The following is a 21,565-nucleotide window of genomic DNA, read 5'->3' as shown; positions in this document are numbered from 1 at the left end:
CGACGGGCTCCGCGGCCGCACCGACGGCCGCCGGACCCAGCGAACGGTGCGGCACTCCGCCACCGCTTCCCACCCAGCCGAACGAAGACAGCGAAAGGCTCGAGACATGGCCGACGGCCACCCCGAACGCCGCGTCGTGGACATCCTCACCGGCGCCTGGCAGGCCCAGGCGCTCCATGCGGCCGCCGCGCTCGGCATCCCCGACCACATCCACGCCGGACACACCACGGCGGCCGCCCTGGCCGCCGCCACCGACTGCGACAAGGACGCCGTGGAGCGTCTGCTGCGCCTGCTGACCGCCACCGGCGTCTTCACCGGCACCGCCGACACCGGCTACCGGCTCACCCCGGCCGGTGACCTGCTGCGCACGGACCACCCGCGCTCCATGCGGGACATGGCGATCGTCTACGGACAGGAGTTCCACCGCGCCTGGGGCGCCGTCACCGCCGCTCTGCGCACCGGCACTTCGGGGTTCGAGCACGCCTTCGGCGTCCCCCTGCGCGAGCACCTGGCGGCCGATCCGGAGGCGGCCGCCCGCTTCCAGCGCGCGATGAACGCCGGCAACGTGTTCTTCCAGGACGTCGCCGCCGTCCACGACTTCCCGGCCACGGGGACGGTCGTCGACGTGGCGGGGGGCGCCGGCGCGCTGCTCGCGGCGGTCCTGCACGCCCGTCCCGGACTCGACGGCATCCTGTTCGACCTTCCGCACGTGACGGTGTTCGCCGAGGAGAGCCTCGGCCGCACGCTCGGCGCCGACCGGTTCCGCACCGTCGGCGGGAACCTCTTCGAGCGGGTACCGGCCGGCGGCGACGTCTATCTGCTGTCGCGGGTGCTGCAGGACTGGGACGACACCCGCTGCCACCAGTTGCTGAGCAACGTCCGGGCGGCCATGCCGGCCCACGCCCGGCTCCTCGTCGTCGAGCGGGTCGTCGCCGACGACGGGCAGTCGCTGCTGCCCCTGCTGTGGGACCTGCACCTGCTCATGGCGGCCGGGGGCCGCGAGCGCACCCTCGACGGCTACCGCACCCTGCTCGGCGGCGCCGGCCTGCGTCTGGAGGCCGTCCACCGGCTCCCCCTGGAGACCAGCCTGCTGGTCGCTGCCCCCTCGGAGGACGACAAGTGACCCGCACCCGGGAAGGGCAGCCGGCCGACCGCCGGGTCCCCGTGCTGATCGTGGGCGGCGGCGGTACCGGCCTGACCGCCTCCCTCGCCCTGTCGGACCTCGGCGTCGAGTCGCTGCTGGTGGAACGCCACCCCTCGACGTCCGTCCAGCCCAAGGCCCACATCCTCAACGCCCGGACGATGGAGATATTCGCCCATCACAAGGTGGCGGACGACGTCTACCGCGAGGGCGCGCCCGCCGAGAACTGCGGCGCCATGGTGTGGCTGACGAGCCTCGGCGGCGACGCGCCCTACGACCGCAAGGTGCTGTACCGGACGAGCGCCTACGGCGGCGGGGACCTGGCCGAGCGGTACGCCGCGGCCTCCGCGCAGCCGCACGCCAACCTCGGGCAGCGCTGGCTGGAGCCGCTGCTGCGCCGCCACGCCGAGCAGCGCGCTCCCGGCGCCGTGCTCTTCCACCACGAGCTGATCGACCTGGAGGAGGACGCCTCGGGAGTCACCGCCACCGTGGTCGACCGCGGGAGCGGGCGCACCCTCCTGGTGCGGGCCGCGTACGTGATCGCGGCGGACGGCGGGAAGACGGTGGGCCGTCTGCGCGGGATCCCGATGGAGGGCACGCCGACCTTCCTCGACTGGATCAACCTCCATGTCCGCACCGACTTCTCCGGCCTCCTGCCGTACGACGACGCGGTCGTCAACCGGGTCTCCAGCCTCTCGGACGACGGCACGCTGGAACACTGCGGCGTGGTGCCGATGGGCCCGGACCGGTGGGGCCGGCACTCCAGCGAGTGGACGCTGATGTTCTCCCGTCCGCCCGGTGCCCGCGGGGCGGCCGACCTCGACGACGAGACGATCGTCAAGATGGTGCGCCGGACGCTCAAGCTGCCCGACGACCACGTCATGGACGTGGAGAGCATCAGCCGGTGGCCGGTGGAGGGCACCGTGGCCCAGCGCTTCCGCTCGGGCCGCGTCTTCCTGGCCGGCGACGCCGCCCACCGGCATCCGCCCTCGGGCGCGCTCGGCCTGAACACCGGCATCCAGGACGCGCACAACCTGGCCTGGAAGCTCGCCCTGGTGCTCGGCGGGCAGGCCGGTGAGGCGCTGCTGGACAGCTACGAGGCGGAACGGCGCCCGGTGGCGCAGCGGGTCGTCGAGCGGGCCGTGTACTCGCTGTTCAACCAGATCGCGTTCACGGCCGGGACGGGTGTCGTCCAGGGAGCCCGTCCGGAGTGGAACCGCGCCCAGATGACGGCCCTGTTCTCGGCCACGCCGGACGGCGAGACCCGGCGCACGGTCCTGCGCGAGTACTTCGACACCAACCGCATCACCACCGCGCACCTCGGCCTGGAGATGGGCTACAGCTACGCGGACGCCGGCTTCGTCGTCCCCGACGGGTCGCCGCAGCCGCCGGCCGATCCGCTGGGGCTGGAGTACCGGCAGACCGCCCGGCCCGGCTCCCGGCTGCCGCACGCCTGGCTGCGCCTGCGGGGCCGGCGGGTGTCGACCCATCAACTGCACACGGTGCCCGGCTCGTTCCTGCTGTTCACCGGCGCCCGGGGCACCGGGTGGCGGGAGGCCGCGAGCGTGCTGGCCGAGCGGCTCGGCGTGCGGATCGACGTCCATGCCGTGGGCGCCGCGGGCGAGGCGGAGTCCGCCGACGGACGGTGGACGCAGCTGCGGGGGCACGACGAGGACGGCGCGGTCCTGGTGCGCCCGGACGGATTCGTGGCCGCGCGCAGCCGCACCGGCCGTCCCGACCCCGCACGTTGGCTGCAGGACGCCCTGGCCACCGGCCTGGGCCTCGGCGCGACGGCGGCCGGGGCGGGGGATGCGGCCAACGCGCCGGGGGGTGCGGCGGATGCCTGACGAGCGCACCCCTCCTCCGTCCGGCGCCGGGCAGCGCCCCGCTGCCACGCCGCCGCCCGCCGCCCTGCGCGCGCCCGGCGGCCCCCTGCCCGGCGACGGGCCACTGCCGGCCGGCGCCCCGCTCCCGGCCGGTGCCCCGCACACGCCGGTGGCGATCGTCGGTGGCGGTCCCGTCGGGCTCCTGCTCGCCCTGTTCCTGGACCGCCACGGTGTGCCCAGCGTGGTCTTCGACGCGCAGGAGAGCCAGCCCTTCGAGCCGCGCGGCAACACGCACAACGCCCGCACGATGGAGCACTACCGGCGGCTGGGCATCTCGGCGCCGATCCGCCGGCTGGGCCTGCCGGCGGACCACCCGGCCGACATCGCCTACTTCACCCGCTACACCGGCACCGAGCTGTCCCGGCTGCGGCTCGCCTCACGCGCCGAGCGGATGCGGCAGACCGCCACCGCCCCGGCCACGGACCAGACCCCCGAACCGGTGCACCGCGCCAACCAGATGTACGTCGAGGCGTTCCTCGTCGAACACGCCCGTACCCGGCCCCGCATCACCCTGTGCCCCGGCCGGCGCATCACCCGGCTGCGGCAGAACGCGAACCGGGTGGAGCTGCGGGCGGAGCGCGCGGACGGCCGCGCCGAGCACTGGGCCGCCCACTACGCCGTGGGCTGCGACGGCGGGCGCAGCTTCGTGCGCCGCGCGCTGGGCGTCCACTACGAGGGGGCCGGCGCACTGGACCAGGACGTCCTGGGCCGCCGGGCCACCGCGGCCCACCTGCGGCTGCCGACCTTCCACCGGGACGCGGTGACCGGCCGCCGGGCCTGGAGCTACTGGGCGCTCAACAGCGAACTCGTGATGAACCTCATCGCCCTCAACGGGGAGGACGAGTTCTTCCTGCTGACCAGCTCCGTCGACCCGGACACGGCCGGCCCCGGCGCGATCGCCGACCTCGTGCGCAGGGCCGCCGGAGCGCCGCTGCCCGTGGAGGTGCTCGGCAGGCGCCCCTGGACGCCCGGAGTGGCGCTGGTCGCCCAGCGCTTCACCAGCGGCCGGGTGCTGCTGGCCGGGGACGCCGCCCATCTGTTCACACCGAACGGCGGGTTCGGGATGAACACGGGTGTGGACGACGCCGCCAACCTGGCGTGGAAACTGGCCGCCCTGCTGCAGGGCTGGGGCGGTCCGGGGCTGCTGTCCACGTATGAGAGCGAACGCCGTCCCATCGCGCGCCGCAACACCACCGCGGCCCGCGAACTCAACGCCGGGCTGGGCGCGGTGGAGCGGCCCGACGCCCTGGAGGAGGACGGCGCGCGGGGCGAGGAGGCCCGCGCCCGCGTCGGCGACCTGCTGCGCTGCTACGGCGAGCGCACCCATTCGCTGGGTGTCCAGCTCGGGGCGCGGTACGACGGCTCCCCCATCGTCGCCGGGGACGGCGATCCGCCCGCGGACTCGTGGGGCACGTACACGCCCTCCAGTGTCCCCGGCGGCCGTACGCCCCACCTGTGGCTGGACGACTGGCACGGGCACGGCGGCTCCCTGTTCGACCGGCTCGGGCCGGGGTTCACCCTGCTCCGGATCGGCGGACGCGCCCCGGACGGCAAGGGCCTGCAGGCCGCCGCCCAGGCGCAGGGCGTGCCGCTGACCGTGCTGGACGTCGACCACGACGAAGCCCGCGACCTGTACGGACGCGACCTCGTCCTGGTGCGCCCCGACCAGCACGTGGCCTGGCGCGGCAACCGGCCGCCCACCGACCCGGCGGAGCTGATCGCCCGGGTGACCGGATCGAGGACCGCGTCATGACCGCCGAGCACCTGCAGCTGTGCATCGTCGGGGTGGGTCCGCGCGGCCTGTCCGTTCTGGAACGGATCTGCGCCAACGAGCGGGCGGATCCATCGCCCCGCCGGGTCACTGTCCATCTCGTGGACGCCTACCCGCCCGGGGCCGGGCGGGTATGGCGCACGAGCCAGTCGCGGCTGCTGCTGATGAACACGGTGGCGGCCCAGGTGACGGTGTTCACCGACGACACGGTGGAGATGGACGGACCGGTGGAACCGGGCCCCAACCTGTACGAGTGGGCCCGCTCCGTCGTCCTCGGCTCCCCCCGTTCCCGGTTCGGCGAGACGCCGTACGCCGAGGCCGCGTCGCTGCGGCCGGACGCCTACCCCTCCCGCGCCTTCTACGGGTGCTACCTGGAGGACGCCTACCGGCGCATCACGGGGCGGGCACCCGACAACTGCAGGATCGTTGAACACCGTACCCGGGCCGTGGCGCTGCGGGACCAGGGGGAGGTGCCGGGCGGCCCGCAGGTCCTCACCCTGGCGGACGGCACCCGCCTGCACGGCCTGGACGGCGTGGTCCTCGCCCAGGGACACCTCCCGGAGCGTCCGTCCCCCGAGGAATCCGCCTGGGCGCGGACGGCCGCGCGCCACGGGCTGACCTACATCAGGCCGGCCAACCCCGCCGACCTGGACCTCTCCGCCGTACCCCCGGCCCGGAACGTGCTGGTACGCGGGCTCGGGCTCAACTTCTTCGACCAGATGGCGCTGCTCACGCGCGGCCGGGGCGGCACGTTCGTTCGCCGCTCGGGCAAGCTGTGCTACCTGCCCTCCGGCAGGGAGCCGCGGATCTTCGCCGGCTCCCGGCGCGGCGTCCCGTATCACGCGCGCGGGGAGAACGAGAAGGGCGCCTTCGGACGCCACGAGCCACGCCTGCTCACCCCTGAGGTCATCGACGGGCTGCGCCGGCGCCGGCGGCAGGGGGGACGGGTCCGCTTCGGCACGGACCTGTGGCCGCTGATCGCCCTGGAGGTGGAGAGCGTCTACTACGAGACGCTGCTGCGCAACCGGGGCGGCGCCCACGGGACGTTCGTGTCCGACTACCTCGGCGCTCCCACCGCGCGGGCCCGGTCGCGGGTCCTGGACGCCCACGGCGTCGGCCCGAGCGAACGATGGGACTGGAATGCGGTCCAACACCCGACGCGGGGACGGCACTTCCCCGATCGGGCGAGCTTCGAGCGCTGGCTGCTCGACCACTTGGCGAAGGACATCCGAGAAGCCCGGGCCGGCAACGTCAACGGGCCGCTCAAAGCGGCGCTGGACGTCCTGCGGGACCTGCGCAACGAGATCCGGCTGGCCGTCGACCACGGCGGTCTGGACGGCGACTCCTACCGCGACGATCTCAAGCACTGGTACACACCGCTCAACGCCTTCCTGTCCATCGGCCCGCCCCTGTCCCGCATCGAGGAGCTGCACGCGCTGGTTGAAGCGGGGGTGGTCCAACTGCTGGGCCCGCAGACGCAGATCGCGCTGAGCACGCACCACGGCCGGCCCGGCTTCGTGGCCGCGTCGCGTCACGTCGACGCGGAGCCGGTCACCGCGTCCGTGCTGATCGAAGCGCGGCTGCCGGAACCCGACGTGCGCCGCAGCGCGGACACCCTGCTGCAGGACCTGCTCGCCACCGGCCAGGCGGTCCCCTACCGGCTCGCCGGGCCGCGCGGCACCGGCTTCGAGTCGGGTGGACTCGCGGTGACTTCACGCCCGTACCGGACCGTCGACGCTCGCGGACGGGCACATCCGAGGCGCTTCGCCTACGGCGTGCCGACCGAGTCCGTGCACTGGGTGACGGCGGCCGGCATACGGCCCGGTGTCAACTCCGTGATCCTCGGCGATTCGGACGCCATCGCCCGGGCCCTGCTCGCCCTCGCGCCGGCACGGCCCGCCGCGCCGGCGCCCGGCGGCCCCCCGGCCCCAGCTCTGGAGATGACGCCATGACCCGCCCCACCGTCCCCGACGCAGGCCCGGACTCCGGGCTGCTGTCCCCCGTGCGGGTCGGAACACCCGTCGAGAAGGCCGTCAGCGACACGGCATGGCTGCAGGCCATGCTGGACGCCGAGGCCGCGCTCGCCCGGGCGCAGGCCCACCTCGGTACCCTGCCGCCCTCGGCGGCCGACGCCATCACCCGGTCGGCCCGGGCCGACCGGTTCGACGCCCGGGCGCTGGCCCTGGCGGGGCGTGAGAGCGCCAACCCGGTGGTGGGCCTGGTCCGCGCTCTGACCGAGGCGGTGGCCGCCGAGGACGGCCCGGCCGCCGAGTACGTGCACCGCGGCTCGACCAGTCAGGACATACTGGACACGGGCATGATGCTCGTGTGCCGGCGGGCACTGGACCTGATGCTCGAAGACCTGCGTCGCGCGGCCGGGGCGCTGGCGGCGCTGGCCCATCGGCACCGGGAGACCGTCATGGCGGGCCGTACCCTGGCCCTGCACGCGGTGCCCACCACGTTCGGGCTCAAGGCGGCGGGCTGGCGGCAGTTGGTGCTGGACGCCGCCGTCCGGGTCGAGGGGGCGAACCGGTCCCTGCCGGTGTCCCTCGGCGGGGCCGCCGGAACCCTCGCCGGCTACCTGGAGTTCGCCGGCCTCGGATCCACCGCGCCGCCCCCGCACCTCTACCTGGACCGGCTCGTGGACTGCTTCGCCGCCGAGACCGGGCTGGCCCGCCCCGCCCTTCCGTGGCACGCGCTGCGCACCCCGATCGCGGACACGGCGGCGGCGCTCGCCTTCACCACCGGCGCGCTCGGCAAGATGGCAGCCGACGTGCAGGTGCTGGCCCGTACGGAGATCGCCGAGGTCGCGGAGCCCGCCGTCGCAGGACGCGGAAGCTCCTCGGCCATGCCGCACAAGCGCAACCCCGTGCTGTCCACCCTGATCCGCAGCGCCGCGCTGCAGGTCCCCGCGCTGACCTCGGGCCTCACCCAGTGTCTGGTGACGGAGGACGAACGCTCCGCGGGCGTCTGGCACGCCGAGTGGCTGCTGCTGCGCGAGGCGTTGCGCCTGGCGGGCGGCGCCGCCCACACGGCCGCCGAACTGGCCGAGGGCCTCACCCCCGACCCCGCCCGCATGCTGCGCAATCTCGCCCTGACCGGGAGCCGCATCGTGAGTGAGCGACTGGCCGCCCTGCTGGCCCCGAAGCTCGGCAGGGAGCGCGCGAAGGACCTGGTCGCGCGGGCCTCGCACGTCGCGGACCGCGATCAGGTCCCCCTGCCGACGGTGGTGAGCGCGATGCCGGAGATCACCGCGCATCACACCGCCGAGGAACTCACGCACCTGCTCGACCCCACCGCGTACGTGGGCGGCGCACCGGCCCTGACCAGCCGTGCGCTCTCCATGTCCCCGCCCGATTCCCGCCTCGTTCAGGAGCTGTGATGCCGCGTCGTCTGTTCACCTCTGAATCCGTCACCGAGGGCCACCCCGACAAGATCGCCGACCAGATCAGCGACGCCGTTCTCGACGCGCTGCTGCGCGAGGACCCCACTGCCCGGGTCGCCGTGGAGACACTGCTCACCACAGGTCAGGTGCATCTCGCGGGCGAGGTCACCACCACGGCCCGGGTCCCGGTGGCGCAGCTGGTCCGCGACACCGTCCTGGCCATCGGCTACGACTCGTCGACCAAGGGCTTCGACGGCGCCTCGTGCGGTGTCTCGGTCTCCCTCGGCAGCCAGTCGCCCGACATCGCCCAGGGAGTCGACAGCGCCTACGAGACCCGGGTGGAGGGCGCCGCCGCGGGAGCGGCCGAGGACGAGCTGGACCGGCAGGGCGCCGGGGACCAGGGCCTGATGTTCGGCTACGCCACCGACGAGACGCCCTCCTTGATGCCACTGCCGATCGAGCTGGCCCACCGCCTGGCGCAGCGCCTGTCCGGGGTGCGCCGTGACGGCTCCCTTCCTTACCTGCGCCCGGACGGCAAGACGCAGGTGACCATCGAGTACCAGGGCAGCCGCCCGGTCCGCCTGGACACTCTCGTGATCTCCGCCCAGCACGCGGCGGACATCGACATCGAGGCGCTGCTCACCCCCGACATCCGCGAGTACGTCGTGGAACCGGTCCTCGCCGAGCTCGCCGACGACGGAGTCAAGCTGGAGTACGACGACCACCGTCTGCTGGTCAATCCCACGGGCCGGTTCGAGATCGGCGGCCCGATGGGTGACGCCGGCCTGACCGGCCGCAAGATCATCATCGACACCTACGGCGGCATGGCCCGCCACGGCGGCGGCGCCTTCTCCGGCAAGGACCCCTCCAAGGTGGACCGCTCGGCGGCGTACGCGATGCGCTGGGTCGCGAAGAACGTCGTCGCCGCGGGCCTCGCCGCCCGCTGCGAGGTGCAGGTCGCCTACGCCATCGGCACCGCCCAGCCGGTCGGCCTGTTCGTCGAGACCTTCGGCACCGCCACCGTCGCCCAGGAAAGGATCGAGCGGGCCATCCGGGCCACGTTCGACCTGCGTCCCGCGGCCATCATCCGCGACCTGGACCTGCTGCGCCCGATCTACGCCCGGACCGCCGCCTACGGCCACTTCGGCCGTGAGCTGCCCGACTTCACCTGGGAGCGCACGGACCGGGTGCGGCAGCTGCGCGCCGCGGCCGGCGTGTGACCGTCACCCCCGACCGGAGGTCTTTCATGCGCATCGCCGTCACCGGCTCGATCGCCACCGACCATCTGGCGGTCTTCCCGGGCCGCTTCACCGACCAGCTGATGCCCGACCGGCTCGACCACGTCTCCTTGTCGTTCCTGGCCGACACCCTTGAAATCCGGCGCGGCGGCGTGGGCGCGAACGTCGCGGTCGGCCTCGCCCGGCTCGCGCTGACCCCGTTGCTGGTGGGGGCCGTCGGCCGGGACTTCACGGAGTACGCCGCCTGGCTGGGCGCCACCGGCGTCGACACCGCGCTGCATGTGAGCGAGACCCGGCACACGGCCCGGTTCATGTGCACGACGGACGCCGAGCACAACCAGATCGCCACGTTCTACGCCGGCGCCATGGCGGAGGCCCGCACCATCGCGCTGGAGGAGGTCTTCGGCCGCGTCGGCACGCCCGACCTGGTCCTCGTCGCCCCGGACGATCCCGAGGCGATGCTCCGGCACACCCGGGCGTGCCGGGCACTCGGCGTCCCCTTCGCGGCCGACCCCTCGCAGCAACTCGCCCGGCTGAACCGCGAGCAGACCCGCGCCCTGGTCAGCGGCGCGCGGTATCTGTTCACCAACGAGTACGAGAGCGCCCTGCTGCTCGAACGCACCGGCTGGACGCAGGGGGAGGTGCTCGAAGAAGTCGGCCTGTGGGTCTCCACCCGGGGAGCGGACGGCGTCGTACTCCTGCGGCGGGACGCGGACCCGCGGCGGATCCCCGCGCTGCCCGCCGGGCAGCCGGCCGATCCCACAGGCGTGGGCGACGCGCTGCGAGCGGGCTTCCTCGCCGGTGTGGCCGGCGGCCTCGCCCCGGAGCCGGCGGCGCACCTCGGGTGCGCGCTCGCCACGCTGGTGCTGGAGGCCGTGGGCACCCAGGACTACAAGGTCGTCCCCGGGGAGCTCCTCGACCGGATCGGGCAGGCCTACGGCACCGCGACGGCCGCCACCCTCGCGCCGCTGCTGCGGGAGGCGCCGTGACCGCGCTCACGGCCTCGCCCCGCCCCGGCGTGCGGCCCGCGGCGTCCCTGCGCGAGCACCTCGCCTCGGGCCTGCGGTCCTTCTCCTTCGAGTTCTTCCCGCCCCGCACCGAACGCGGTGAGGCCGCCCTGTGGCAGGCGATCCGGCGCGTCGAGGCGCTCGCCCCCACCTTCGTCTCGGTCACCTACGGCGCCGGCGGCTCCTCCCGGGACCGCACCGTCGAGGTCACCCGGCGCCTGGCCACGGAGACGACGCTGCGCCCGGTCGCCCATCTGACGGCGGTGGGCCACTCGGTCGGCGAACTGCGGCACATCATCGGCCGGTACGCGGACGCGGGAGTGCGGGACGTCCTCGCGCTGCGCGGGGACCCGCCGGGCGACCCCGGCGGCCCGTGGACGCCGCACCCCCGGGGTCTGACCCACGCGGTCGACCTGGTGCGCCTGGTCAGGGAGCTGGGCGACTTCAGCGTCGGGGTCGCGGCCTTCCCCGAGCGGCACCCCCGCTCACCGGACTGGGAGAGCGACGTCCGGCACTTCACCGCCAAGTGCCGCGCCGGCGCCGACTTCGCCATCACCCAGATGTTCTTCGACGTGGAGGACTATCTGCGCCTGCGGGACCGCCTCGCCCGGGCCGGGTGTCACACCCCGGTCATCCCCGAGATCATGCCGGCCACCGACGTCCGGCAGATCACCCGCTTCGCCGAGCTGTCCAACGCCACGTTCCCGCCGTCGCTCGCCCGGCGCCTGGAGGCCGCCCGGGACCGGCCGGCCGACGGGCACCGCATCGGGGTGGAGCACGCCAGCGCCATGGCCCGGCGGCTGCTGGACGAGGGCGCGCCGGGGCTGCACTACATCACCCTCAACCGGTCCCCCGCGACACTGGAGATCCACCGGAACGTGGTGGGCGCCCCGCAGTAACCCAGCCGCGCGGCCCCTCGTTGGTCCGGCCGATGATCACTCACGGCAGCGACACAGCGACAGGGACGGCCATGACGGCACCCGAGAACAGCACCACCGAACTGCTCGAGCGGTTCTACGACGCCGAGGCGCACTACGTCGCGGCGGGCGGCCCGGGGCACGCCGCGTTCGACGAGATCGCGCGGTGCCTCGATCCCGACGTGACCCTGCACCAGGCCCCGGGGCTCCCCTACTCGGGCACCTGGCAGGGGCCGGAGGGGATCGAGCGGTTCATGGCCGTCATGGGCGAGATGTGGGAGCGCATGGAGTTCCTGGAGCAGCGCCGCTTCGTCGACGGGCAGGAGATCGTCGTCACCAACCGGGTCCGGCTCACGGCCCGCGGGACGGGCCGGGAGCTGGACACCCGGATCGTGCAGGAGATGACCGTGCGCAACGGGCGCATCCGGGAGATCCGTCCCTACTACTGGGACCCGGCCGCCGTCTCCGCCGTCCTGGCGTGAGAGCCCGCCGGGACCTGCCCGGGCGGGCGGCGCGGTTGCGCCAGGAGACTGAAGGAGGCCCGGCACGTCGGCGTGCCGGGCCTTCGCCGTCGTCGGCGCGGATACAAACGCAGGTGTGCCGGGTGCTGGTGGGGCGGGTGGGACTCGAACCCACGGCCGACGGATTATGAGTCCGCTGCTCTAACCGGCTGAGCTACCGCCCCATAGCGGCGTGTCGCGTACATGTGTACGCGCCGTGTGCCGCAGCATAGCCGCTCATACGATCTCCTGCTTCGCAGGGGCGATCTCGCATGCCGCCACGACCACGTCACGTCCATGAGGACCACGACGCCGTGGCCGCGGTTCCCGCGCACATGAAAAAGGACCCCATCGGGGTCCTCGTTCAGCATGCTCCCCCGACTGGACTCGAACCAGTAACCTGCCGGTTAACAGCCGGCTGCTCTGCCAATTGAGCTACGGAGGACCGAGCTCCCCCGACTGGACTCGAACCAGTAACCTGCCGGTTAACAGCCGGCTGCTCTGCCAATTGAGCTACGGAGGAATGCCTCGTTCGCATCGAACGGACCTCCTGGGGTATTCGCCAGGGGGCGCTCGCTCGCTGCGACACATACATTAGCGCAAGCAGGGGGGTGCTCCGCCAATCGGTACCCCCGGCGCCGCCGCCGCACCGCAGGAGACACACGAGGAAGGGTTGCCGCCATGCGCTACCGGCTCACATTCGTCGCCGGACTCGCCCTGGGTTACGTGCTGGGCACGAAGGCCGGACGCGAACGCTACGAGCAGCTGAAGAAGTCCGCGCGCCAGGTCACGCAGAACCCGGCCGTGCGCAACACCGCCGAGACGGCCGCCATGCAGGGCCGCCAGTTCGCCGGCAAGGCCTACCACGCCGTCAGCGACAAGGTCGGCGACCACGTCCACGTCCCCGACTCCGTCGCCCACCGGGTCAAGTCCCTGCGAGCCCGCAGCGCCCACAACGGCGGCGGCAGCGACGACTGGGGCACCAGCAACACGTAGGGCGCCTTGCCGGCGCCGGGAAGGGCAACGCCGTCAGGGGCGCGGGGCTGTGTCGATGTGCGGCTCCGCCGCGTGGGTGCGGCCGGCCGCACACAGCCCGCACCCGCCCGGCGAAGACCAGGCGCCCGCCCCGATAACGCGCCCCCCGCCCGAGCCGGCGCAGCGCTACGGCACAATCGGTGACCATGGGGATAGTCGCCGGCTTGGACAGCTCACCGGACTTCACGCGCATCGTGGTCTGCGACACGGACACCGGTGCCGTACTGCGCCAGGGATACGCCCCGCATCCCCTGGAGGGACGCCCGAGCGACGTGGACCCGCAGGCCTGGCTGCTGTCCCTCGGTGAGGCGGCCGGCGGAGGGCTGCTGGAGGGCGTGCAGGCCATCGGCGTGTCCGCGCAGCAGAACGCGCTGATCCCGCTGGACACGCAGGGCGCCACCGTGCGCCCGGCGCTGGCCGGCGGCGACAAGCGGGCGCAGGTCGCGGCCGCCGATCTGATCGACGCCCTCGGCGGGCGCGAGGCGTGGGCGCAGGCCGTGGGATGTGTGCCGCAGGCCGCGCAGCCGGTGACCAAGCTGCGCTGGCTGGCCCGCAGCGAGCCCGACAACGCGCGCCGCGCGGCGGTGCTGATGCAGGCCCACGACTGGCTGGTGTGGCAGCTGCTGGGCCGGCCGGTGCGCCGGACCACCGACCGCGGCGGCGCCTCCGGCACCGGGTACTGGTCGGCGGCCACGGGTGCCTACCGGCCCGACCTGGTCGAGCTGGCGCTCGGCCACCAGGCGATGCTGCCGGAGGTCATCGGCCCCGCCGAGGCGGCCGGTACGACACCGGAGGGCCTGCTGATCTCGGCCGGAACCGGCGAGACCATGGCGGCCGCGTTCGGGCTCGGGATCGGACTGGGCGACGCGGTCGTCTCGCTCGGCGCGTCGGGGTCCGTGATGGCCGTCCACCCCGAGGCCCTGGTCGACAGCACCGGGATGATCACGTCACTGGCCGACGCGACCGGTATGCACCTGCCCGTCGTCACCACCCTCAACGCCGTACGGGCCCTGCGCGGTACCGCCGAACTCCTCGGGCTGGCGGACCTGGAGGGCCTGTCGGAGCTCGCGATGAAGTCGACGCCGGGCGCGCACGGGCTGGTGCTGCTGCCGTATCTGGAAGGTGAGCGGACGCCTCATCTGCCGCACACCGCGGGCACCCTCGCCGGGCTGCGGCGCGAGTCGATGAAGCCGGAGCATCTCGCGCGGGCCGCGTTCGAGGGGATGCTGTGCGGGCTCGCGGACGCGCTCGACGTGCTGCGCGGCCGGGGCGTGGAGGTGCGGCGGATCTTCCTGCTGGGCGCGGCGGCCGAGCTGCCGGCCGTGCAGGCGGCGGCGCCGTCGCTGTTCGGCGCGCAGGTCGTCGTACCGCAGCCCGCGGACTACGCGGCGATCGGCGCGGCGCGGCAGGCCGCGTGGGCGCTCGGGGTGTCGCAGGGCACCCTCGACCCGCGCGATCCCCCGGCCTGGCACGGCGCGGCGGCGCAGGTGCTGGAGCCCGGTGAGGACCTGGCGGTGGGCCAGGCGGTGCGCCAGCAGTACGTGTCGGTGCGGGAGCAGACCCATCCGGGGGCGATGCGGCCGTGACCGGGCCCGGTTCGGGTTAATCGGTTGAGGTAACGCAGGGGGAGTGTCCGACGATAGGGGCCACGGGCAACCGAACCGCCCCCGTCGCCGACTTCCGAGAGAACCCAGCGTGCTCATACGACTCCTGCGGACCTATCTCAGGCCCTACAAGAAACCGATCGCCCTACTGGTGGGGCTGCAGTTCCTGCAGACCTGCGCCACCTTGTACCTGCCCACCCTGAACGCGGACATCATCGACAACGGTGTCGTCAACGGCGACACCGGTTACATCCTCGGCCACGGCGCCCTGATGATCGGCATCTCGCTGGCACAGGTCGTGTGCAACATCGGCGCCGTGTACTTCGGTGCGCGGACCGCCTCCGCGCTCGGCCGGGACGTGCGCGGTGCCGTCTTCGACCGGGTGCAGTCCTTCTCGGCCCGCGAGGTCGGCCACTTCGGCGCGCCCTCGCTCATCACCCGTACGACGAACGACGTCCAGCAGGTCCAGATGCTGGCCCTGATGACGTTCACCCTGATGGTGTCGGCGCCCATCATGTGTGTGGGCGGCATCGTCCTGGCGCTCGGTCTGGACGTGCCGCTGTCCGGGGTGCTGGTCGCGGTGGTCCCGGTGCTCGCGATCTGCGTCACGCTGATCGTGCGCCGGCTGCGGCCGCTGTTCCGCGCCATGCAGGTGCGGCTGGACACGGTGAACCGGGTGCTGCGCGAGCAGATCTCCGGCAACCGCGTCATCCGCGCCTTCGTGCGCGACGACTACGAGCAGGAGCGCTTCCGCAAGGCCAACACCGATCTCACCGCGATGGCGCTGGGCACCGGCAACCTGCTCGCGCTGATGTTCCCGATCGTGATGACGGTGGTGAACCTGTCGTCGATCGCCGTGGTGTGGTTCGGCGCGCACCGCATCGACAGCGGCGGGATGCAGATCGGTGATCTGACGGCGTTCCTCGCCTATCTGATGCAGATCGTCATGTCCGTGATGATGGCCACCTTCATGTTCATGATGGTGCCGCGCGCGGAGGTGTGCGCCGAGCGCATCGAGGAGGTGCTGGGCACCGAGTCCAGCGTCGTGCCGCCGTCGGCGCCGGTCAGCGAGCTGCGCCGGCACGGGCATCTGGAGATCCGCGCAGCCGGCTTCCGCTACCCGGGTGCCGAGGAGCCGGTGCTGAAGGCGATCGACCTGGTCGCCCGGCCCGGTGAGGTGACCGCCGTGATCGGCTCCACCGGCAGCGGCAAGTCGACGCTGCTCGGCCTGGTCCCGCGGCTGTTCGACGCCACCGACGGGGAGGTCCTCGTGGACGGCGTGGACGTGCGCGAGGTCGAGCCGCAGCTGCTGGCCCGCACGGTCGGCATGGTGCCGCAGAAGCCGTATCTGTTCGCCGGGACGGTCGCCTCCAACCTGCGCTACGGCAATCCGGACGCCACCGACGAGGAGCTGTGGCACGCGCTGGAGGTGGCGCAGGCCAAGGACTTCGTCACCAAGCTGGAGGGCGGCCTCGAGGCGCCGATCGCGCAGGGCGGCACCAATGTCTCCGGCGGTCAGCGCCAGCGCCTGGCGATCGCCCGGACCCTGGTGCAGCGGCCGGAGATCTACCTCTTCGACGACTCCTTCTCCGCGCTCGACTACGCCACCGACGCGGCCCTGCGTGCCGCGCTGGGCCGGGAGACCGCGGAGGCGACCGTGGTGATCGTCGCCCAGCGGGTGGCGACCATCCGCGACGCCGACCGGATCGTCGTCCTCGACGAGGGCCGGGTCGTCGGCAGCGGCACCCACCACGAACTGATGGCGGACAACGAGACCTACCGGGAGATCGTGCTCTCCCAGCTGACGGAAGCGGAGGCTGCCTGATGGCCGGGCCCATGGGGCGGATGATGGCCGGGGGCGGCCCCGACAGCCGTTCGCTGGACTTCAAGAACTCGGGCAAACGGCTCGTCTCCCAGTTCCGGCCGGAGCGCGTCACCATCTACACGCTGCTGGCGTGCGTGGTGGTCAGCGTCGGGCTGAACGTGGTCGGCCCGAAGATCCTCGGCAAGGCCACCGACCTGGTGTTCGCCGGGATCATCGGCCGGCGCATGCCGGCCGGGGCGACCAAGGAGCAGGTCCTCGACTCGATGCGGGCGCACGGGCAGGGCGGCATCGCCGACATGCTCAGCGGCACCGACTTCACTCCGGGCAAGGGCATCGACTTCGGCGCGGTCGGCCACGTCCTGCTGCTCGCGCTCGGCACGTTCCTGATCGCCGGTCTGCTGATGGCGGTCGCGACCCGTCTGGTCAACCGGGCGGTGAACCGCACCATGTTCCGGCTGCGCGAGGACGTGCAGACGAAGCTGTCGCGGCTTCCGCTGTCGTACTTCGACAAGCGGCAGCGCGGCGAGGTGCTGTCCCGGGCGACCAACGACATCGACAACATCGGGCAGACGCTCCAGCAGTCGATGGGCCAGCTCATCAACTCGCTGCTGACGATCATCGGCGTGCTGGCGATGATGTTCTACGTCTCCTGGATCCTCGCGCTGGTCGCGCTGGTGACCGTGCCGCTGTCGTTCGTCGTCGCCACCCGCGTCGGCAAGCGCTCGCAGCCGCACTTCGTGCAGCAGTGGCGCACCACCGGCAAGCTGAACGCGCACATCGAGGAGATGTACACCGGGCACACCCTGGTGAAGGTGTTCGGCCGGCAGCAGGAGTCGGCGCAGCAGTTCGCCGAGCAGAACGAGGCGCTGTACGAGGCCGGGTTCAAGGCACAGTTCAACAGCGGGATCATGCAGCCGCTGATGATGTGCGTGTCGAACCTCAACTACGTGCTGGTCGCCGTGGTCGGCGGGCTGCGTGTCGCCTCGGGTGCGCTGTCCATCGGTGACGTGCAGGCGTTCATCCAGTACTCCCGCCAGTTCTCCATGCCTCTGACGCAGGTCGCGTCGATGGCGAACCTGGTGCAGTCGGGCGTGGCCTCGGCGGAGCGGATCTTCGAGCTGCTGGACGCGGAGGAACAGCAGAGCGACCCGGTGCCGGCCGAGAAGCCGGCCGAGCTGCGCGGGCGGGTGGAGCTGGAGCACGTGCAGTTCCGTTACGAGCCGGACAAGCCGCTCATCGAGGACCTGTCGCTGAAGGTGGAGCCCGGGCAGACGGTCGCCATCGTCGGCCCGACCGGCGCGGGCAAGACCACGCTGGTCAACCTGCTGATGCGGTTCTACGACGTGACGGGTGGGCGGATCACCCTCGACGGCGTCGACATCGCCCGGATGTCCCGGGACGAGCTGCGTGCCGGGATCGGCATGGTGCTGCAGGACACCTGGCTGTTCGGCGGCACCATCGCCGAGAACATCGCCTACGGCGCGGCGCGCGAGGTCAGCCGCGGGGAGATCGAGGAGGCGGCGCGGGCGGCGCACGCCGACCGGTTCGTGCGTACCCTGCCCGACGGCTACGACACCGTCATCGACGACGAGGGCACCGGCGTGAGCGCCGGTGAGAAGCAGCTGATCACCATCGCGCGGGCGTTCCTGTCCGACCCGGTGATCCTGGTCCTCGACGAGGCGACCAGCTCCGTCGACACCCGTACCGAGGTGCTGATCCAGAAGGCGATGGCCAAGCTCCAGCACGGCCGGACGTCGTTCGTGATCGCGCACCGGCTCTCCACGATCCGGGACGCGGACACCATCCTGGTGATGGAGAACGGCTCGATCGTGGAGCAGGGCTCGCACGGGGAGCTGCTCGCGGCCGGCGGGGCGTACGCGCGGCTGTACCAGGCGCAGTTCGCGCAGGCGGTCGCCGAGGTCGACTGACCGTCCGGCGGGTCGCCCGGCGCCGGGCGACCCGCCGCTTCAGTCCAGATAGCCCCGCAGCTGGTCGGCGAAGGCGTGGTCGCGGAGCTTGCCGAGGGTCTTGGACTCGATCTGCCGTATCCGCTCCCGGGTCACCCCGAAGAGGCGGCCGATCTCCTCCAGGGTGCGCGGGCGGCCGTCGATCAGCCCGTAGCGCAGCTGGACGACCTTGCGCTCGCGCTCCCCGAGCGTCGACAGCACCGCCTCCAGATGCTCCCTGAGCAGCAGGAACGCGGCCGATTCCACGGGGGAGGCGGCGTCGCCGTCCTCGATGAGGTCGCCGAGCGCGACGTCCTCCTCCTCGCCCACCGGCGCGTGCAGCGACACCGGCTCCTGAGCGAGACGCAGCACCTCGCCGACCCGCTCCGGCGGCAGGTCGAGCTGGTTGGCGACCTCCTCGGGAGTGGGCTCGTAGCCGCGTTCCTGGAGCATGCGGCGCTGCACCCGCACGACCCGGTTGATGAGTTCGACGACGTGGACGGGCACCCGGATGGTGCGGGCCTGGTCGGCGAGCGCCCGGGACATGGCCTGGCGGATCCACCAGGTGGCGTAGGTGGAGAACTTGTAGCCGCGTGCGTAGTCGAACTTCTCCACGGCCCGGATCAGCCCGAGGTTGCCCTCCTGGACCAGGTCGAGCATGGTCAGCCCGCGGCCGACGTAGCGTTTGGCGACCGACACGACGAGACGCAGGTTGGCCTCGATGAGCCGCCGTTTGGCGAGGCGACCCATGACGACGAGCCGGTCCAGGTCGTGGGCCAGCCGGCTGTCCAGGTCCGGGGTGTTCGCGAGCTTCTCCTCGGCGAACAGGCCGGCCTCCACGCGCCGGGCGAGGTCGACCTCCTCGGCCGCGGTGAGCAGCGGGATACGGCCGATCTCCCGCAGGTACTGGCGGAACAGGTCGGCGGAGGGTCCGGTGCTCTCGGCCCGGGCGGGCACCGCGGGGGTCTCGTCCCCGGCGTCCACGTCGGCTTCCGCCTCGGCGAGGGCCTCGGCCGGCGGTTCGCCGGGACCGGGCATGGCCTCGGGGTGGTGCGCGGCGGGGTTCTGCGGCGGGACGGCGGCCAGCAGGCCGGCCTCCGCGTCCGCTTCCGCGCCGTCGGTACTGTCGTTCTGGACGAGGGTCTGGGTCTGCACGGGTGCGACCTCCAGGGGGGAACGCTGCTGAGGTGAGCGGACCGCGCGGGGGTGGGACGCGAGGGGACGGTTCGGCCGCGCTCCGGGGACTCAGGCACCGCACCCCAGTGTGGAGTACGACACATCGCGGAAACGAGGGGCGTGCGATGACTTTTTGCGTTCGCACCGTGACCGGCTGGTGATCGCGGCGGCCGGACCGGGCCCTGCCGGGGCCGCAGCGGCGCGCCCGCGGGGGGCCGCGCCGGGTCAGAGGGCCGCGGCCCCGTGCGCCTGAAGCGCCTGGTCGTACTGCTGGAGCACCCACAGCTCGTTCTGTACGGCGGCCAGCGCCGCGGGGTCGCCGGCGGCGCCGAGGCGGGTCAGCTGGGACTGGACCTCGGTGATCCGGCGTTCCACGGCACGGCGGCGGACGGTGACCAGGACCGTGCCGGCGTAGGTCTCGTCGACGGTGCGGCGCAGGATCGCCTCGACGGCCAGCTCCGTCACCATCGCCCGGACCCGGTCGTCGGGGGCGGCCTCACGGACGCGGACCAGGTACTCCTGCGCGTCCGACAGCCCCTGTTCGGCACCGCCCGCGTCCAGGATCGCCTGGCGTACGGCGGCGTAGGGCGGGGCGGTGAACTCGTCGACGCCGTATGCGTCGAAGGCCGGGGAGACCAGTTCGGGGCGCTGCAGGGCGAGCTTGAGCAGCTCGCGTTCGGTGGCGTAGACGGGGTTGCGCAGGGTGAGGGCCGGGCCGGAGAACGCCGGGCCGCCGGTGGCCGCCCACTGCCGGCGGTCCGGCTGTGCGGCCGGGGCGGGGCCCTTGCCGCCGCGGTCGCGGGCCCAGCGGGCCAGCTGGGCGACCCGCTTGACGACGAACTGCGTGTCGAGGATGCCGAGCATCCCGGCGAGCTGCACGGCGACCTCGTGCTGGGCGCCGCTGTTCTTGATGCGGGCGACGACCGGGGCCGCCTCGTCGAGGGCCGCCGCGCGGCCGGCCGGGGTGTCCAGGTCGTAGCGGGCGACCATCTGGCGCAGCGCGAACTCGAACAGCGGGGTGCGCGGTTCGACCAGGTCGGCGACCGCCTCGTCGCCCTTCATCAGGCGCAGCTCGCACGGGTCCATGCCGTCGGGGGCAATCGCGATGTAGGTCTCGGCGGCGAACTTCTGGTCGTCCTCGAAGGCGCGCAGGGCCGCCTTCTGCCCGGCCGCGTCACCGTCGAAGGTGAAGATCACCCGCGCGCTGCCGTTGTCCATCAGCAGCCGGCGCAGGATCTTGATGTGGTCGCTGCCGAAGGCGGTGCCGCAGGTGGCGATGGCCGTGGTGACCCCGGCGAGATGGCAGGCCATGACGTCGGTGTAGCCCTCGACGACGACCGCGCGGGAGGACTTCGCGATGTCCTTCTTCGCCAGGTCGATGCCGTACAGCACCTGGCTCTTGCGGTAGATGGCCGTGTCGGGGGTGTTGAGGTACTTCGGGCCGTTGTCCGCGTCGTACAGCTTGCGGGCGCCGAAGCCGACGACGTCGCCGCCGATGTCGCGGATCGGCCACATCAGGCGGCCGCGGAAGCGGTCGATGGGGCCGCGCCGGCCCTCCTGGGCGAGACCGGAGAGCAGCAGCTCCTTGTCGCTGAAGCCCTTGCCGCGCAGGTGGCGCACCAGGTGGTCCCAGCCCTGGGGGCTGTAGCCGACGCCGAAGTGCAGGGCGGCGTTCTGGTCGAAGCCGCGCTCGGCGAGGAAGATCCGGCCGGTGTCGGCCTCGGGGCTGGTGGCGAGCTGTTCGGCGTACCACTCGGCGGCGACCTTGTGCGCCTCGACCAGGCGGATGCGTTCGCCGCGCTGGTGGGCGGGGTTGTAGCCGCCCTCCTCGTAGCGCAGGGTGATGCCGGCCTGGCCGGCGAGGCGCTCGACGGCCTCGGAGAAGGTCAGATGGTCGACCTTCATCACGAAGGCGATGGTGTCGCCGCCTTCCTGGCAGCCGAAGCAGTGGAAGAGTCCCTTGCTCGGGCTGACCTGGAAGGACGGCGACTTCTCGTCGTGGAAGGGGCACAGGCCCTTGAGGTTGCCGCCGCCCGCGTTGCGCAGCTGGAGGTACTCCGAGACGACGGCGTCGATCGGGACGGCGTCCCGAACAGCCTTCACGTCCTCGTCTCTGATCCGTCCTGCCACGTGG

General features: G+C 72.9%; 15 protein-coding genes and 3 tRNA genes. 13 read left to right on the top strand and 5 right to left on the bottom strand.

The window, feature by feature from the left end:
• Positions 1–106 precede the first annotated feature (106 nt).
• The 9 genes from ACZ64A_RS09745 to ACZ64A_RS09705 all read left to right on the top strand — a co-directional run bounded on the left by ACZ64A_RS09745 (position 107) and on the right by ACZ64A_RS09705 (position 11,827).
• Positions 107–1,123, top strand: a complete 1,017-nt coding sequence (locus tag ACZ64A_RS09745) for a methyltransferase (protein ID WP_469809378.1) — start codon at positions 107–109, stop codon at positions 1,121–1,123.
• The gene (locus ACZ64A_RS09740; RefSeq protein WP_469809377.1) at positions 1,120–2,988 is read left to right on the top strand and encodes an FAD-dependent monooxygenase; all 1,869 of its coding nucleotides are present in this window, start codon (positions 1,120–1,122) and stop codon (positions 2,986–2,988) included. Before ACZ64A_RS09745 ends, ACZ64A_RS09740 begins: the two co-directional genes overlap by 4 nt.
• Positions 2,981–4,780, top strand: a complete 1,800-nt coding sequence (locus tag ACZ64A_RS09735; RefSeq protein ID WP_469809375.1) for an FAD-dependent monooxygenase — start codon at positions 2,981–2,983, stop codon at positions 4,778–4,780. Before ACZ64A_RS09740 ends, ACZ64A_RS09735 begins: the two co-directional genes overlap by 8 nt.
• A complete protein-coding gene (locus ACZ64A_RS09730; RefSeq protein WP_469809374.1) occupies positions 4,777–6,750 on the top strand; it encodes an FAD/NAD(P)-binding protein in 1,974 nt (657 codons plus the stop codon). Before ACZ64A_RS09735 ends, ACZ64A_RS09730 begins: the two co-directional genes overlap by 4 nt.
• Positions 6,747–8,180, top strand: coding sequence for a nitrosuccinate lyase (locus ACZ64A_RS09725; RefSeq protein ID WP_469809372.1), 1,434 nt, complete (start codon positions 6,747–6,749; stop codon positions 8,178–8,180). Before ACZ64A_RS09730 ends, ACZ64A_RS09725 begins: the two co-directional genes overlap by 4 nt.
• Positions 8,180–9,403, top strand: coding sequence for a methionine adenosyltransferase (gene metK, locus ACZ64A_RS09720; RefSeq protein ID WP_469809371.1), 1,224 nt, complete (start codon positions 8,180–8,182; stop codon positions 9,401–9,403). Before ACZ64A_RS09725 ends, metK begins: the two co-directional genes overlap by 1 nt.
• A 26-nt stretch (positions 9,404–9,429) precedes the next feature.
• On the top strand, positions 9,430–10,410 hold the full coding sequence (locus tag ACZ64A_RS09715; RefSeq protein ID WP_469809370.1) for a carbohydrate kinase family protein: 981 nt from the start codon (positions 9,430–9,432) through the stop codon (positions 10,408–10,410).
• A gap of 71 nt (positions 10,411–10,481) precedes the next feature.
• Complete coding sequence (gene metF / locus ACZ64A_RS09710) at positions 10,482–11,327, top strand: methylenetetrahydrofolate reductase [NAD(P)H] (RefSeq protein WP_469810149.1); 846 nt, start codon at positions 10,482–10,484, stop codon at positions 11,325–11,327.
• A 71-nt stretch (positions 11,328–11,398) separates the two neighbouring features.
• On the top strand, positions 11,399–11,827 hold the full coding sequence (locus ACZ64A_RS09705; RefSeq protein ID WP_469809369.1) for a nuclear transport factor 2 family protein: 429 nt from the start codon (positions 11,399–11,401) through the stop codon (positions 11,825–11,827).
• 126 nt (positions 11,828–11,953) lie between these two features.
• Here ACZ64A_RS09705 and ACZ64A_RS09700 read toward each other — a convergent pair.
• The 3 genes from ACZ64A_RS09700 to ACZ64A_RS09690 form a co-directional block, all read right to left on the bottom strand.
• Positions 11,954–12,030 (bottom strand) — tRNA-Ile (locus tag ACZ64A_RS09700).
• A 187-nt stretch (positions 12,031–12,217) separates the two neighbouring features.
• A tRNA-Asn gene (locus tag ACZ64A_RS09695) sits at positions 12,218–12,290 on the bottom strand.
• Positions 12,291–12,295: 5 nt separating this feature from the next.
• Positions 12,296–12,368 (bottom strand) — tRNA-Asn (locus tag ACZ64A_RS09690).
• 158 nt (positions 12,369–12,526) lie between these two features.
• On the opposite strand from ACZ64A_RS09690, the gene ACZ64A_RS09685 reads away from it, so the two are divergent.
• From ACZ64A_RS09685 to ACZ64A_RS09670, 4 genes are all read left to right on the top strand, one after another.
• Complete coding sequence (locus tag ACZ64A_RS09685; protein WP_469809368.1) at positions 12,527–12,841, top strand: YtxH domain-containing protein; 315 nt, start codon at positions 12,527–12,529, stop codon at positions 12,839–12,841.
• A gap of 185 nt (positions 12,842–13,026) precedes the next feature.
• A complete protein-coding gene (locus ACZ64A_RS09680; RefSeq protein ID WP_469809367.1) occupies positions 13,027–14,466 on the top strand; it encodes an FGGY family carbohydrate kinase in 1,440 nt (479 codons plus the stop codon).
• A 109-nt stretch (positions 14,467–14,575) separates the two neighbouring features.
• Positions 14,576–16,309, top strand: coding sequence for an ABC transporter ATP-binding protein (locus tag ACZ64A_RS09675; RefSeq protein ID WP_469809366.1), 1,734 nt, complete (start codon positions 14,576–14,578; stop codon positions 16,307–16,309).
• Positions 16,309–18,237 (top strand): ABC transporter ATP-binding protein, encoded by a 1,929-nt coding sequence (locus tag ACZ64A_RS09670; protein ID WP_469809365.1) that lies wholly within the window; start codon positions 16,309–16,311, stop codon positions 18,235–18,237. The genes ACZ64A_RS09675 and ACZ64A_RS09670 overlap by 1 nt, the downstream gene beginning before the upstream one ends.
• Positions 18,238–18,276: 39 nt before the next feature.
• On the opposite strand, the gene ACZ64A_RS09665 is transcribed toward ACZ64A_RS09670, so the two are convergent.
• Both ACZ64A_RS09665 and dnaG read right to left on the bottom strand, forming a co-directional pair.
• A complete protein-coding gene (locus ACZ64A_RS09665; protein WP_469810147.1) occupies positions 18,277–19,425 on the bottom strand; it encodes an RNA polymerase sigma factor in 1,149 nt (382 codons plus the stop codon).
• A 231-nt stretch (positions 19,426–19,656) separates the two neighbouring features.
• Positions 19,657–21,561, bottom strand: a complete 1,905-nt coding sequence (gene dnaG / locus ACZ64A_RS09660) for a DNA primase (RefSeq protein ID WP_469809363.1) — start codon at positions 21,559–21,561, stop codon at positions 19,657–19,659.
• Between the last annotated feature and the right edge of the window lie 4 nt (positions 21,562–21,565).

This window comes from Streptomyces sp. NPDC104814 (genome assembly GCF_055583185.1).
This window is presented reverse-complemented; position numbering and strand designations above follow the sequence as displayed.